Raw genomic sequence first — 14,687 nt, 5'->3', positions numbered from 1 at the left:
CTTAAATTCTAAGGTTGAAATAGGATAACAGGACTGTCAGATATCAATCGTTTCCCCGATAGCCGGGAGCAGCAGGCTGAGCCCGGCTGCCTCGAACTTCCGGATGGAATCTCCTTTGTCTATTTTGATGTAACCGAACGTATCGTAATGTACGCCTACGATCCGGCCGCATTCTATAAATTCTGCCGCTATAATGGCATCGTCCGCCCCCATCGTGAAGTTATCGCCGATGGGCAGCACGGCAAAATCCAGTTTGGCCCAGCGGGGTATCAGCTCCATATCGAACGTCAGCGCCGTATCGCCGCTGTAGTAAAAATTCCCGTCGTCTGTCGTGAAAATGAATCCCAGCGGGTTACCTCCGTAACTGCCATCCGGCAAACCGCTGGAGTGGTGGGCTACCACGCATTTTACGGTGCCGAAATCAAACGCCCATTTGCCCCCGGTGTTCATGGGATGCACCTTCTCATGCCCCTGTTTCGTCACCCATTCCGTCAGTTCGAACGCTCCCACCACCGTGGCGCCCGTCCGTTTGGCGAGGTCCATGAGGTCGGCCACATGGTCCGCGTGCCCGTGCGACACAAAAATATAGTCCGCCTCGATACGGTTGACGTCTATTGAACGGGCCAGCTCATTATGGGTAATAAACGGATCAAACACTATTTTCTTGCCCTTTACCTCTACAGCAAAGCTGGAATGGCCGTAATAGGTGAACTTCATATCGCAATAATATATAATAATAACCTAATCGGACAAAAATACAACGAATAGCCTAAATATGGGGCAGGCCCCCTATTTATTTATTCACACCGCTTTTTGGGGAAAAGTCGCTTTTTTTTGCCCGGGATTGCAATTTTTCAGTCACATGATCGTCTACAACAGCAGGCAAAAGCCCTCAACCGGCCGGATTGTGGTAAATTTGCTGTTCGATTTTTCCGAAACCATTCTTAAACCCATTGATTGATACATATTTATGCGTGCAGGACCTAGTCTTTTTTCTTCTATCATACTGATTCTCATTATGGTTGCCATAGATGCCTATGTGTTTGTGGCCATCCGTTCCATGATGATCAACGCCGGCCCCAAATGGAAGGCCATCATATTCGGCCTCTATTGGCTCACCTCGGCTATCGTACTGGCTTCCATCGTGTTCTATTCCAAAATACCCTGGGAGAAGTTCATGATGGCCCGTTCTTATTACCTCACTTTCGCTTTCGGGCTGTTTTTCGCCAAAGCGCTGGTGGTGGTGTTCCTGCTGGCCGACGACGGCCGCCGGGCGGTGATGTGGATCGTGGAAAAGATGCGCTCGGCGCCGGCCGTAGCGGCGGTAGACGGCAACCGGGAAGTGGAGGGCATCACCCGCTCCCAGTTCCTCATGAAAACGGGCCTGCTCCTCGGCGGCACCATGCTGGGGACCCTGCTGTACGGGCTCAGCAACAAATACAACTACCACGTCCGCAAAATACGGCTGACGTTCAAAAACCTCCCGGAATCGTTCAAAGGCCTCAAAATCGTGCAGATCTCGGACGTGCATTCCGGTAGTTTTACGGATAAACAGGCCGTTATGCGGGGCATCGAGCTGATCAGCGCCCAGCAACCGGACCTCATCGTATTTACCGGCGACCTGGTAAACGACCGTGCGGATGAGATGAACGATTATATTTCGGTGTTCAGCCAGATGAAAGCGCCTTTCGGTGTCTATTCCACCCTCGGCAACCACGATTACGGGGATTATTTCCCCTGGCCGGATTATGACGCCAACCGCCAGAGCGAGATGAAAAAAGCGAACCTGGAGCGCCTCAAGGCCATGCACGGCGAAATGGGCTGGAAACTGCTGATGAACGAACATACGGTGCTGGAAAGAAATGGGGAGAAAATTGCCCTCCTGGGGGTGGAAAACTGGAGCATGAACCCCCGTTTTCCCCGGAAAGGGGACCTGGCTGCCGCCTATGCGGGCAGTGCGGAGATTCCTTTCAAGATACTGCTGTCGCACGACCCCACCCACTGGGACGGGCAGGTGCGGAAAGACTACCAGGACATCGACCTGATGCTGGCGGGCCACACCCACGGCATGCAGTTCGGGGTGGAAATCCCTTTTCTCAAATGGAGCCCCGCCCAGTACATCTACAAACAGTGGGCGGGCCTGTACCAGGACGGCAAACAGAGCCTCTACGTGAACCGCGGATACGGCTTCCTGGGGTATCCCGGGCGGGTGGGCATCATGCCGGAAATCACCGTCATAGAGCTCGTATAAGCATGAAAAATATGGCAGAAAGGCCGGCACGGGAGTTGCCGGCCTTTTTCTTTATCTTGCAGGCAGCCCGGAGGGGCATTTTTTATGAGATACCATATTCTTTTTCTCCTGTTGCTCTGTGCCGCCATGCCGGCGGCGGGGCAGTCGCTCGCAGAGCTCGAAAGGCAGCTGGATTCGCTGCTGAACCAACCGGCCAAAAGCGAAGTGGTCATCGGCTTAGGCTTCGGCAACAATCCCGCGTACGGCGGCAAAGCTACCGATCCTTTCCGGCCGGTGACGACGAAACCCTTTTTATCTCCCAACGTTTCCTATAACCACAAAAGCGGGCTGTATGCATCCGTGTACGGGTATTACCTGCTCAACGCCACCCGCAAGCCCTGGTTCGAAACGGACCTCAGCGCCGGTTACGACTACACGAAAAACCGCGACTTTCTCACCGGGGTATCTTACACCCACTATTTTTACGCCGATTCTTCCGACATACCCGCCACGCCCATCGTGAACGAAGCGTTCGCCTACTTCTTTTACCGCAAGTGGTGGCTGGAACCGGGCCTCAGCCTCGATTTCGGCTGGGGGAAAACCAAAGAAAAAACCGATGCGGGTGCGGAGCGCACGATTACCGGGAGTGATTTCAACATGATTTTCGATGTGCGGCATTCGTTCATTTTCATGGACCTGCTGAAGAACGATGATGCGCTGCTCATCATGCCGGTGACGTCCCTGACCCTCGGCACCGCCAATTATTACAGCAACCTCAAAAGCACCAAATACGTATCGCGTTCGACCATGATCCAGCAGCGCAAGAAGAAAAGAGGGAACAACGGGGGCGGCGGTGGCACCCAGGAAGAAGAGATCATTTCCGTGAGCGATAATACCGGGTTCCAGCCGAGAGCGATCGACCTGGGGCTGCGCATGTCTTACATCATCGGGAAAGTGGCCATTTCCCCCTCCTATACCGTGTTCAAACTGCTCCAGGGCGGTGATACGGGCATCACCGGATACTTTACCGCCAGCGTCAGCGTTACTTTGTAGTCATTATTTAGCATGGATTTTGCATTTCGTATAGGGGATGCAGGTTTTTCCTGCGTCTTAGCATATGAAATGCCCTCATAATCAGATATCAAGATAAATTAAACAGGAGCTTAAGCTTAACACTAAACACAACAAATATGAAAAAACTGTTTTTCGCCTTGGCAGTCATCACCTGCGCAACCGTATCCACCGCTAGTGCTCAGAAATTACTCCGCTTTGGTATCAAGGGAGGTGCGAACCTCGGTAAAATAGACGGTACCGGTTACGATGAAAGTTTTAAACTGGGTTACCACCTCGGCGGTTTCGCCCAGATCAACCTCGTAAAAGGTTTCGGCATCCAGCCCGAGCTGGTTTTCTCCACTTCAAAAGCGGAAGTTAAAAACACCGCCGAGTTTGAGGCTGATAACGAATTCCAGAACCTGAAAGACAACAAACCCAATCTCAACTACCTGAGCATTCCCGTACTGGCCAACATCGACCTGGGATCACCCCGTTTCAAACTGCAGGTGGGCCCCCAGTTCAGCATCCTGACCAGCAAAAAGAAAAGTGTGTTCGAGGAAGGTAAGGAAGCTTTCAAAAGCGGCGATTTTTCCGCAGTAGGCGGCCTCTGGCTGCAGCTGCCCATTATCAATATCAGCGCAAGGTATATCATTGGTCTGTCCAATGTTAGCGATGTAAGCGCCTCCAACGCTGTAAACCCGGATACCTGGAAAAACCAGGCAATTCAGCTGGGTGTGGGCGTTACGCTCTAACATCCGTTATCCTACATCTGTTAAAAGGGGATATCCGTTCACGGGTATCCTTTTTTTTATACCTTTCGGGCATGGCATCAAAGTTGACTATATAGGTATACTATCAATTTGGGGAGAATCTGCAGGCACGGCCTGCCATATTGTCCCCGCAATCAAAACTGACAAATGAGTACATTTTTTTTGAGCAATAACGAGGACGAGATGGAGTTCATGCCGATTATACCTTTGAATGAAGACGGCGAAGGGCAGGAGGACGACAAGATCCCGGAGGAACTGGCGCTGCTGCCGTTGCGCAATACCGTGCTTTTCCCGGGGGTGGTGCTGCCCATTACCGTGGGCCGCGATAAGTCCATCAAGGCCGTAAATGATGCGTACAAGACTGACAAAATGATTGGTGTGGTAGCGCAAAAAGACAGTAATGTGGAAGAGCCTGTTGTAGCGGATCTATCTGATGTAGGCACCGTTGCGAAAATCGTGAAACTGATCAAAATGCCCGATGGCGGCACCACCATCATCATCCAGGGCCGCAAACGCTTCAAAATAAAGGCGATCGTAACGGAAGATCCTTACTTCAAGGCCAGTTACGAACTGCTGGAAGACCATCTCGACGAAAACGATTCGGAATTCGAGGCGTACATATCGTCTATCAAAGACCTGGCGGCGCAAATCATCCAGCTGTCGCCCAACATACCCTCGGAAGCGAGCATCATCCTGAAAAACATCGAAAATGCCCCGTTCCTGATACATTTTGTGTCTTCCAACCTAAACAGCGACCTGAAGGAAAAACAGCAGCTGCTGGAAATCAATAACCTCCGGGTACGGGCCGAACTGCTGATGAAGTTGCTGCAGGTGGAATTGCAGCTGGCCGAACTGAAGAATAAAATCAATAATAAAACCAAGGCCGACCTCGACAAACAGCAGCGGGAGTATTTCCTGCAGCAGCAGATGAAGTCGATCAAGGAAGAACTGGGCGGCGACTCCAACGACCGGGAAATAAAGGAAATGCAGCGCAAGGCCGAGCTGAAGAAGTGGCCCGACGCAGCGAAGGAACTGTTTGCCAAAGGAGTCGAAAAACTGGAAAGAATGCATCCCAGCACGCCGGATTATTCCGTGGTGTACAACCATCTCGACCTGATGCTGGACCTGCCCTGGAATGAGTATACGCTGGACAGTTACGACCTGAAAAAGGCGAAAAACGTACTGGATAACGATCATTACGGCATGGACCGCATCAAGGACCGCATACTCGAATACCTGGCGGTGCTGAAGCTGAAAGGCGACATGAAATCGCCCATCCTGTGTTTCGTAGGCCCTCCGGGCATCGGCAAAACCTCGCTGGGCCGTTCCATCGCCAACGCCATCGGCCGTAAATACGCCCGGCTGAGCCTCGGCGGCCTTCATGACGAAAGCGAGATCCGCGGGCACCGTAAAACATACATCGGCGCCATGGCCGGCCGTATCCTGCAAACCATCCGGAAGGTAAAATCCTCCAACCCGGTGATGATACTCGACGAGATCGATAAAATCGGCAACGATTTCCGCGGCGACCCGGCTTCCGCTTTGCTGGAAGTGCTCGATCCAGAACAGAACAGCACGTTCTACGATAACTACCTCGAGCTGGAATATGACCTGAGCAAGGTGCTGTTCATCGCCACCGCCAATAACATCAACAATGTGCCCATGGCGCTGCGCGACAGGCTGGAGATCATCGACCTGAGCGGATATTCCGTGGAGGAAAAAGTGGAGATCGCCAAACGTCACCTCATTCCGAAACAGAAAGAGGCGCATGGCCTGAAAGATACCAAATTCACTTTCTCGAACAAGGTCATTGAAAAGGTGATTTCCCAGTATACCCGCGAAAGCGGCGTGCGTGAGCTCGACCGGCAGTTTGCCGGCATCATGCGCTCGCTGGCCAAAGATGTGGCCACCGGTGTGAAAGTGGAAGGAGCCATCCCTGAAGAACGGGTGGAAAAAGCCCTCGGCAAAACCCGTTATTCCAACGAGATCTATAAAACCGGCAATCCGCCGGGCGTGGCCGTGGGGCTTGCCTGGACGTACGTGGGCGGCGATATCCTCTTCATCGAATCCAGCCTCAGCGAAGGCAAGGGCGAACTGAAGCTTACCGGCAACCTGGGGAACGTGATGAAGGAATCCGCCGTTACAGCGCTCAGTTACCTGCAGGCCAATGCCGCTTCGCAGAAAATCGATCCGAAGCTGTTCCGCGAGAAAAATATTCACGTACACGTACCGGAAGGCGCCGTGCCGAAAGACGGGCCCAGCGCGGGCATCACGATGCTGACCGCGCTCACGTCCGCCTACACCGGCCGCAGGGTGAAACCATACCTGGCCATGACCGGTGAAATTACCCTGCGCGGGCAGGTGCTGCCCGTGGGCGGTATCAAGGAAAAAATACTGGCCGCCAAACGCGCCGGCATCAAAGAGATCATTCTCTGCTGGCAGAACGAGAAGGACATCAGGGACATTAATCCCGATTATATCAAAGGATTAAAGTTCCATTATGTAAAAGAAATGAACCAAGTGCTGGAAACAGCGTTATTAAAGAGATAGGAAACACATCCTGTCATTCCTGACAGTTTGTGTATCTACAGTCCGCTTCCTGGAAGCGGGCGCATGTTGATTGTTTAAGGGTTTGAATAAGGCCACCGTTAAAGGGTGGCTTTATTCTTTTAACATATATGCATTTTTTGTACCTTAAGCCCTGTTTCCTAACATACAACCGCCCATTGCCACTTCGCTGCCTGCTCATATTATTACTGTTTTCCGCTGCCGCCGATGCCCAGGTGCTGGGAGGAAAAAACACGTACGCGTTTCTCGACCTGCCCGCTTCCCCGCAGATAACGGCGCTGGGCGGGATGAATGTGAGCCAGCAGAGTAACGACCTGTCGCTGGCCCTGCTCAATCCCGCACTGCTGCGCCCGGCCATGCATACCCATTTGCAGGTCAATTACGCCGGGTATTTCGGGGGGATCCGTTATACCAATGCGGCTTTTGCCTATCACCACAGGGGCCTGGCCACCACCTTCGCCACCAGCCTGCAATACACAGGGTACGGGCAGATGACGCATACCGATGCCGCCGGCAACGTGCTGGGCACTTTCAGGCCGGTGGATCTGATCTGGCAGGTGAGCGCTTCGCGCCGTTACCTTGAAAAATGGCATTATGGCGCCGCATTGAAGTATGCGCATTCGCGGTACCTGACGTATCAATCGTCCGGCATCGCCGTGGATGTGGGCATCAGCTATCAGGACACCGCGCGCGGCTGGCAGGCCGGCCTCGTGGCCCGCAACATGGGCGGGCAGTTCAGCGCGTACGCCGGCGAAAAAGAGCCGCTGCCGTTCGATCTGCAGGTGGGCGTGTCCAAACGGCTGCAGCATGTGCCGCTGCAATTGTCCGCCACGCTGCACCATGTATACCAGTTCGATATCCGTTATGCGGACCCGGCGGAAGAAAATATTGCCGTCAGCAACGGCGACACCGTGCGCGCCGGCGGCACTTTTGACAAGATTTTCCGTCACTTTGTACTGGCCGCGCAGTTTGAGATCGGGCAATACGTGGAACTGACGGCCGCTTACAATCACCTGCGGCGGCGCGAACTGGCGCTGCTCAACCGCCAGGGGCTCAGCGGTTTTTCGCTGGGCGTGGGCATCACGGTCAGCAGGCTGCAGCTGCGTTATGCGCGCTCGTGGTACCAGCAGGCCGCGGCTTTTAACCATCTGGGCATTAACTTGCCGTTGAATCAATGGATGGGATTGGGTACATTCGGTGACCGCATCGGATGGAAACCAGATTGAACTTTTTGCTCCTATACATAAAAAGAAACATATGCAGCCTATTATCGCCATCAGGAATTTACAGAAGCGTTACGGAGAAAAGCAGGTGCTGAAAGGCATTAACCTGGATGTGTTCCCCGGGCAGATCATCGGTTACATCGGGCCCAACGGCGCGGGCAAATCCACCACGGTAAAGATCCTGATCGGTCTGCTGGGTGATTTCGAAGGCGAGGTGACCATCCTCGGCCACGACCTGCGGACGGATACGCTCGCCATCAAAAGCCTCATCGGTTACGTGCCTGAAAACGCGGAGATCTACGACGTGCTCACGCCGATGGAATATCTCTCCTTTGTGGGGAAGCTTTACCAGATGGAAGACGCCGTGATCGAAGAGCGCGCCACCCGCATGCTGGGCGCTTTCGGGCTGCTGGAAAACAAAGACCAGCGGATGGATACCTTTTCAAAAGGGATGCGCCAGAAAGTGCTGATCACGTCCGGTCTGATGCATAACCCGCAGATCGTGGTGCTCGACGAACCGCTGTCCGGCCTCGACGCCAACGCGGTGATCATCGTCAAGGAAATCCTGGCGCTCCTCAAGCGGGAAGGCAAAACGATTTTTTACTGCTCCCATATGATGGACGTAGTGGAAAAAGTGTCCGACAGGATTGTGCTGATCAACGAAGGCAGCATTGTGGCCGACGGTACTTTCGAGCAACTGAAGCAGGCTGAAGGCGATACGCTGGAAAAAATATTTGCCCACCTCACCGGGGAACAAAACCTGACCAGCGTGGCGGATGCCTTTGTGCATGCGTCCGGTAAATAAAAACGAGCGGGTATGAACAAATTCTTCCTGGCTGTGATAGCCTTTTTCAAGCCGCTCTGGAACCGTTTAGGCGTGAATGTGCCGCAGCTGATGGCCATCCTCGACGTAAAACTGAAGATGGACGACCGCCGGCCGAACGCCTATACGCACATGCAGCAGCGTAAAAAGAAGGAGCGGAAATACGGTTCCCTCGCCATGATATTCGTGTCGCTGCTGATGGGGGTGTTTTATCTCATCGTCTTCACACTGTCCCGCGACCCGCTGATGCAGCTGTTCTTGTGGTTCACCGTGTTTACGGCCATGCTGTCGATCACGCTGATCTCCGATTTTACCAGCGTGCTGATCGATGTGAAAGACAATTTCGTCATTCTTCCCAAGCCGGTGAACGATAAAACCGTGGTGGTGTCGCGCATCCTGCACATCATGGTGCATGTGTCCAAAATCGTGCTGCCGCTGATGCTGCCCGCCCTGATATGGCTGGGCATCATGGCCGGCGGGCTGACGGTGGTCTGGTTTGCCGTGCTGGTGCTGTTGCTGAGCGTATTCAGCATCTTCCTGATCAACGCGGTGTACCTGGTGGCGTTAAAGCTGACCACGCCCGCCCGTTTCAAGGAAATCCTCAATTACATCCAGATCATCTTTTCGGTGATCGTGTTCGCCACCTATTACCTGGCGCCGCGCCTCACCCGTACGCTGGACCTCAGCGACATCAACCTGTGGGATTATCCCTGGCTGAACCTCGTACCCACCTTCTGGTTTGCGGCCGCCTACCAGGCGGTAGCGGGCAGCGTTTTTACCCTGCCGATGCTGGGATATATCGGGTTATCCATTGTGGTGCCCATGCTGAGCCTGTGGCTGGTGATCAAGGTATTTGCGCCCAGTTTCAACCGGAAACTGGCGATGCTGGGCGGCAGCGGGGCAGACGAGCCGGTGGTTAAGCAACAAACATCATTGCCCGCAACACCTCGTGGTATGCCGTTATACAAGCGGCTGGCGGGCTGGTTTGCCCGCGATAAGCAGGAACGGCTGTCGTTTGAGCTGGTATGGCTGATCACGGGCCGCAGCAGGGATTTCAAGCTGAAAGTATACCCGTCGCTGGCATATGTGCTGGTGTATTTCGTATATTTTTTACTGTTGGGGAAACACGAGTCCGTGGCCGATGCCTGGGAACAGATGGCTTCGGGCCACACCTTCATCATCCTGATTTACAGCAGCACGTTCGTTTTTATCACGGCCATCACCAACCTCGTCTATTCCGATAAATTCAAAGCGGGCTGGGTGTATTACGCTGCGCCGGTGGAATCGCCGGGCCCTTTGCTGATGGGGGCTTTTAAAGCCGCATTCGTGAAGTTCTTCCTGCCCTTTTACCTCGTGATCGCCGTTTTTGCGCTGGCGGTATGGGGCTTGAAAGTAGCGCCGGATCTGCTGCTGGGCCTGGTGAATGTGGCGCTGATCAATATCGTGTTTGCTTACATTTTCCTTCGCAAGCTGCCGTTTGCGACGGAAATCAACATTAAACAGGGGGCGGGCAGCATCCTGAAGGGGTTGCTGATACTGGTGGTGCCCGGCTTTCTGGGGATGCTGCACTTTCTCACGTCGCTGCTGCGGGGCGGTAAGCCCGTGCTGGGGATCGAGCTCAATGCCAACTGGCTGGTGCTGGTTTTCGCGGTGATTTCGGGCGCGGCATTTTACCTGCTGTATGAAAAGTACCGGGAAACGCCGTGGGCGGCCATCAGCGAATAATGAATTGATGTGCTGTTTGAAAGTGCCGGGGAATAACCAGGGTTATCGTCAGGAAATAATGACAACTGTGTAAACAGGTTTGAATTTATGGGCTGTTTGAAAGTGCCAGGGAACAGCCGGAGTTATCATCAGTGAATAATGACAACCGTATAAACAGGGTTGAATTTATTTGCTGTTTGGAAGCAACGGGGAACAACCTGGGTTATCGTCAGTGAATAATGACAACCGTATAAACAGGTTTGAATTTATTTGCTGTTTGGAAGCAACGGGGACAACCTGGGTTATCGTCAATGAGTAATGACAACTATGTAAACGGGTTCGAATTTATGGGCTGTTTGAAAGCTAGGGAACAACCGTAGTTATCGTCAGCGAATAATGGCAACCGTATACAACAAAAAGGGCGTATCAGACTGCTGATACGCCCTTTTTGTTTTTTATGCGTTTAGTTAGTCCTGCAATTGCCTTTTATACAGCTGGATGGTGTTTTCCAGTCCCATGTAGATGGCGTCGCACACGAGTGCATGGCCGATGGAGACTTCTTTCAGCTGGGGGATGTGCAGTTTGAAGAAGCGCAGGTTATCGAGGTTCAGGTCGTGGCCGGCGTTCAGTTCCAGTCCGGCGGCGGAAGCCTCTTTTGCGGTGTTCTTATAGTCGTTGAACAGGCGGAAATTCTGCGGCTGGGTGCGTGCTTTCGTGTATTCTTCCGCGTAGGGGCCGGTGTAAAGCTCGATGCGGTCCGCTCCGGCAGATTTGGCGCCGGCTACTTTATCGATTTCCGGGTTCAGGAAGATGGACACGCGGATGCCTGCTTTTTTCAGGGTGCCGATCACGTCTTTGAGGAACGACTGGTGCTGGATGGTATCCCAGCCGGTATTGGAGGTGATCACGCCCGGAGGATCGGGTACCAGTGTGCACTGGTGCGGTTTCACTTCCAGCACGAGGTCCATAAAATCCTGCGAGGGATAGCCTTCGATATTGAATTCCGTGGTGACGATGGGTTTCAGGTCTCTCACGTCCTGGTAGCGGATATGGCGTTCATCCGGCCTGGGGTGTACGGTGATGCCATCGGCGCCGAACCGTTCACAGTCCCGGGCTACCTGTATAATATCCGGCAGATTGCCGCCGCGGGCGTTGCGCAGGGTGGCAAACTTGTTGATGTTAACACTCAGCTTGGTCATGCCGCAAAATTACGCAGTTTGACGAATTATTGCAGCAGGTATTTCACGACGAGGCCAATAAAAATGGAAGCGGAAAAACTCATCAGGGTGCCGATCAGGACGTATTCCGTTTCGCGGCGGTTGTCGTTTTCCTTCAGATCGTTGAACCGCAGGATGGATTTTGCGGCGATGAGGAAGCCGATGCCTTCGTAGTGGCCGGTTATCACGAAGGTGAGGATGAGGATGCGTTCGAATATGCCGATCCATTTACCGGCCTCGCTCAGGGAAGTTTTACCGTTGGCGATGCGTGCATCGTGTACCTGGTTGCGCCAGCGGCGGGTGGCGAAGCCGAGTAAAAAGGCGGTGGGCCAGATGACGGCCGCGTAGCCGAGCAGGATGGTCCAGAAGGGCTGGTTGTTGAGCAGGGCCTGTGCGGCGGGCAGCACGGCCTGCCAGCTGCCGGTGGTCTGTATCCAGAGCAGCAGCAGTACGGTGAGGTGCAGGGCCTGGTCGATGATAAAACTTCTGGCATCTTCTTTCTGGTGCAGTTTCCAGAGGTCGATGCAGAAATGGGCCGCGGTGATGATGACGGGCGCCAGCCATTGGTCCCACATGCCGGTGAAGAGGTAAATGAGGGCGCCGTGAATGAAGCAATGGAGGTAAAGATAGCCGGAGGCCGCTTTGCGGCGGCGCTTGTGCTGCACGAAGCGGTTGGGTTGCAGTGCGAAATCACCGATCACGTGGGCGCAGAGCCATTTTATCAATAGAAACATCCTGATATGGTTTTTAGAACATGGTTGAAATCTGTTGCTCAAATCGTTTCACGATCAGGTCGGCCACATGCCAGCCTGCAGCCTGCAGCCGTTGATGTACGGCGGGCTGGCGGATGTGCAGTTTTTCTGCCGTTTGTGCCTGGGTGAGTCCGTTGAGCTGTTCCAGTATGGCTTCCGCCTGCAGCGGGCTCCAGCGTTCCACCAGGAAGGAAAGCACCTGGCCGTGAATATCCCACTCTTCATTGATGGCAGGGTGGGGGGTAACAATCGCTACGAGCCCGTTTTTTTTCTTCAGTTCATCCAGGGTAGGCCCGGAATGCCTGAAAGCGGAGCCGTCAGAAGTTACGATGTTTTTTGATGTGAATGAAATTTCTCCACTGCCGATGGCCAGCCGCATTTTAAAACCTTCTTTCCACAGCATGGCCAGCAGCATCAGGCTGATCTGCAGGGCTGCCGCCGGCTCTTTGGTCAATACGGCCTGAAAACTGTCTCCCCTGAACTGCTCTGCCTGAAAGCTGGCGTCTTTAGCTTTCGCCGCGGCAAAAGCGTGTTCAAGCGCCTGTTGCAGGCGCTGGCGCTGTGCTGGTTTCAGGGAGGAAGAACGGATAACATCTCCCGTTATGACGATGGCTCTTTTTTTCATGGCTATACAAATATAAGGCTTTAACCTTATAATGCCTAATTATAAGCCTGTAGCCTTATAAAGTTATTTTATAAGCCTGTGGGCTTATTACCTGGAACAACCGCCCAAAAGAAAAGCAGCCCCACCATGCGGCGGGGCTGCTTTTACAGAATGTTCCGTTATAGACTAGTAACGATAGTATTCAGGTTTGAACGGACCTTCAACAGGAATGCCGAGGTAAGCCGATTGCTCTTTGGTCAGCACGTCCAGTTCCACACCGATTTTTTTCAGGTGGAGGCGGGCTACTTTCTCATCGAGATGTTTGGGCAGCACGTATACCTGGTTTTCGTATTTGTCGCTGTTGGTCCACAGTTCCAGTTGCGCCAGGGTCTGGTTGGTGAAGGAGTTGCTCATCACGAAAGAGGGGTGGCCGGTAGCGCAACCCAGGTTCACGAGGCGGCCTTCAGCCAGCAGGATAATATCTTTCCCGTCGATGGTGTATTTATCCACCTGCGGTTTGATCTCCACTTTGGAGTGACCGTAGTTGGTGTTCAGCCAGGCAACGTCGATCTCGATGTCGAAGTGACCGATGTTACAAACGATCGCTTTGTCTTTCATCGCTTTGAAGTGCTCGCCGGTGATGATATCGCGGCAACCGGTAGTGGTTACGATGATATCGGCTTCTTTTACGGCATCGGACATCTTTTTCACTTCATATCCTTCCATAGCAGCCTGTAAAGCGCAGATGGGGTCGATTTCCGTTACGATCACACGGGCGCCTGCGCCTGCGAGTGATTCGGCGGAACCTTTACCAACGTCGCCAAAACCAGCCACAACAGCCACCTTACCGGCGATCATCACGTCGGTAGCACGGCGGATAGCGTCCACACAGGATTCGCGGCAGCCATACTTGTTGTCGAATTTGGATTTGGTAACGGAGTCGTTGATATTGATAGCCGGCATCGGTAAAGTGCCGTTTTTCATTCTTTCATACAGGCGGTGAACACCGGTAGTGGTTTCTTCACTCAGGCCTTTAATGTGCTGGATCAGTTCCGGATATACGTCGAACACCATGTTGGTCAGGTCGCCGCCATCGTCGAGGATCATGTTCAGCGGACGGTCGAGGCTGCCGAAGAACAACGTTTGTTCGATACACCAGTTGAAATCTTCTTCGTTCAGGCCTTTCCAGGCATATACGGGAATGCCGGCAGCAGCGATCGCGGCAGCGGCATGGTCCTGTGTGGAGAAGATATTGCAGGAGCTCCATTGAACCTCGGCGCCCAGGGCTACCAGGGTTTCAATCAGCACGGCTGTTTGAATGGTCATGTGCAGGCAGCCGGCAATACGGGCGCCTTTTAAGGGTTGTGACTTGCCATATTCCTCACGGAGGGCCATCAAACCGGGCATTTCAGCTTCTGCCAGCTGAATTTCCTTACGGCCCCACTCCGCCAAAGACATATCTTTTACTTTGTACTTGAGGCTCAAATCAATCTTGGATTTTGCAGTTGTTGACATTCCAAATAATTTTTTGCAAATCTACCTTTATTTTAACTTTTCGCATAATGCTTTTTAGGTACATATCCTCCTTAAACCGAACCCCTTAAAACAACCTGCCCGGTTAAGTCATATAGATAAATTAATACAATTATTATTTGTAATAATATTATAAAAATAATATATTTGCTAATTGACGAGGTATATTTCCAGTTTATTACATATTGTTTTTCGGAGTCATTGATGGAA

12 protein-coding genes are annotated in these 14,687 nt (G+C 52.9%); 7 read left to right on the top strand and 5 right to left on the bottom strand.

The window, feature by feature from the left end; genetic code table 11:
• Positions 1-36: 36 nt before the first annotated feature.
• The gene (locus tag EGT74_RS01240; RefSeq protein ID WP_123844685.1) at positions 37-717 is read right to left on the bottom strand and encodes a metal-dependent hydrolase; all 681 of its coding nucleotides are present in this window, start codon (positions 715-717) and stop codon (positions 37-39) included.
• A gap of 301 nt (positions 718-1,018) precedes the next feature.
• Between EGT74_RS01240 and EGT74_RS01235 the strand changes: the two genes are divergently transcribed.
• The 7 genes from EGT74_RS01235 (at position 1,019) to EGT74_RS01205 (ending at position 10,392) form a co-directional block, all read left to right on the top strand.
• Entirely contained in the window at positions 1,019-2,251 is a 1,233-nt protein-coding gene (locus EGT74_RS01235) for a metallophosphoesterase (RefSeq protein WP_246008096.1), read from the top strand.
• An 84-nt stretch (positions 2,252-2,335) separates the two neighbouring features.
• A complete protein-coding gene (locus tag EGT74_RS01230) occupies positions 2,336-3,283 on the top strand; it encodes a hypothetical protein (protein ID WP_123844683.1) in 948 nt (315 codons plus the stop codon).
• Between the two features lie 137 nt (positions 3,284-3,420).
• On the top strand, positions 3,421-4,035 hold the full coding sequence (locus tag EGT74_RS01225) for a porin family protein (RefSeq protein ID WP_123844681.1): 615 nt from the start codon (positions 3,421-3,423) through the stop codon (positions 4,033-4,035).
• A gap of 165 nt (positions 4,036-4,200) precedes the next feature.
• Complete coding sequence (gene lon / locus EGT74_RS01220; protein WP_123844680.1) at positions 4,201-6,603, top strand: endopeptidase La; 2,403 nt, start codon at positions 4,201-4,203, stop codon at positions 6,601-6,603.
• A gap of 176 nt (positions 6,604-6,779) precedes the next feature.
• A complete protein-coding gene (gene porQ, locus EGT74_RS01215; protein ID WP_158617952.1) occupies positions 6,780-7,847 on the top strand; it encodes a type IX secretion system protein PorQ in 1,068 nt (355 codons plus the stop codon).
• Between the two features lie 31 nt (positions 7,848-7,878).
• A complete protein-coding gene (locus EGT74_RS01210; RefSeq protein ID WP_123844676.1) occupies positions 7,879-8,649 on the top strand; it encodes an ABC transporter ATP-binding protein in 771 nt (256 codons plus the stop codon).
• A gap of 12 nt (positions 8,650-8,661) precedes the next feature.
• A complete protein-coding gene (locus EGT74_RS01205) occupies positions 8,662-10,392 on the top strand; it encodes a hypothetical protein (RefSeq protein WP_123844674.1) in 1,731 nt (576 codons plus the stop codon).
• A gap of 446 nt (positions 10,393-10,838) precedes the next feature.
• Here the strand turns inward: EGT74_RS01205 and EGT74_RS01200 are convergent, their stop codons facing one another.
• The 4 genes from EGT74_RS01200 to ahcY form a co-directional block, all read right to left on the bottom strand.
• On the bottom strand, positions 10,839-11,570 hold the full coding sequence (locus tag EGT74_RS01200; RefSeq protein WP_123844672.1) for a pyridoxine 5'-phosphate synthase: 732 nt from the start codon (positions 11,568-11,570) through the stop codon (positions 10,839-10,841).
• 26 nt (positions 11,571-11,596) lie between these two features.
• The gene (locus EGT74_RS01195; RefSeq protein ID WP_123844670.1) at positions 11,597-12,322 is read right to left on the bottom strand and encodes a DUF3307 domain-containing protein; all 726 of its coding nucleotides are present in this window, start codon (positions 12,320-12,322) and stop codon (positions 11,597-11,599) included.
• A 13-nt stretch (positions 12,323-12,335) separates the two neighbouring features.
• A complete protein-coding gene (locus EGT74_RS01190) occupies positions 12,336-12,965 on the bottom strand; it encodes a SatD family protein (protein ID WP_123844668.1) in 630 nt (209 codons plus the stop codon).
• 165 nt (positions 12,966-13,130) lie between these two features.
• Positions 13,131-14,459 (bottom strand): adenosylhomocysteinase, encoded by a 1,329-nt coding sequence (gene ahcY / locus EGT74_RS01185; protein WP_123844667.1) that lies wholly within the window; start codon positions 14,457-14,459, stop codon positions 13,131-13,133.
• Between the last annotated feature and the right edge of the window lie 228 nt (positions 14,460-14,687).

This window comes from Chitinophaga lutea (assembly GCF_003813775.1).
Taxonomy (GTDB): Bacteria; Bacteroidota; Bacteroidia; order Chitinophagales; family Chitinophagaceae; genus Chitinophaga; species Chitinophaga lutea.
The sequence above is the reverse complement of the archived record's forward strand: the minus strand, read 5'-3'. Positions and strand labels throughout refer to the sequence as shown.

What these genes read in the sequence shown, in the direction of transcription:
- lon (WP_123844680.1), top strand. Translation starts at nt 4,201, where the DNA reads ATGAGTACATTTTTTTTGAGCAATAACGAGGACGAGATGGAGTTCATG.
- ahcY (WP_123844667.1), bottom strand. Translation starts at nt 14,459, where the DNA reads ATGTCAACAACTGCAAAATCCAAGATTGATTTGAGCCTCAAGTACAAA.
- EGT74_RS01210 (WP_123844676.1), top strand. Translation starts at nt 7,879, where the DNA reads ATGCAGCCTATTATCGCCATCAGGAATTTACAGAAGCGTTACGGAGAA.
- EGT74_RS01205 (WP_123844674.1), top strand. Translation starts at nt 8,662, where the DNA reads ATGAACAAATTCTTCCTGGCTGTGATAGCCTTTTTCAAGCCGCTCTGG.
- EGT74_RS01235 (WP_246008096.1), top strand. Translation starts at nt 1,019, where the DNA reads ATGGTTGCCATAGATGCCTATGTGTTTGTGGCCATCCGTTCCATGATG.
- EGT74_RS01225 (WP_123844681.1), top strand. Translation starts at nt 3,421, where the DNA reads ATGAAAAAACTGTTTTTCGCCTTGGCAGTCATCACCTGCGCAACCGTA.
- EGT74_RS01230 (WP_123844683.1), top strand. Translation starts at nt 2,336, where the DNA reads ATGAGATACCATATTCTTTTTCTCCTGTTGCTCTGTGCCGCCATGCCG.
- EGT74_RS01190 (WP_123844668.1), bottom strand. Translation starts at nt 12,965, where the DNA reads ATGAAAAAAAGAGCCATCGTCATAACGGGAGATGTTATCCGTTCTTCC.
- EGT74_RS01195 (WP_123844670.1), bottom strand. Translation starts at nt 12,322, where the DNA reads ATGTTTCTATTGATAAAATGGCTCTGCGCCCACGTGATCGGTGATTTC.
- EGT74_RS01200 (WP_123844672.1), bottom strand. Translation starts at nt 11,570, where the DNA reads ATGACCAAGCTGAGTGTTAACATCAACAAGTTTGCCACCCTGCGCAAC.
- EGT74_RS01240 (WP_123844685.1), bottom strand. Translation starts at nt 717, where the DNA reads ATGAAGTTCACCTATTACGGCCATTCCAGCTTTGCTGTAGAGGTAAAG.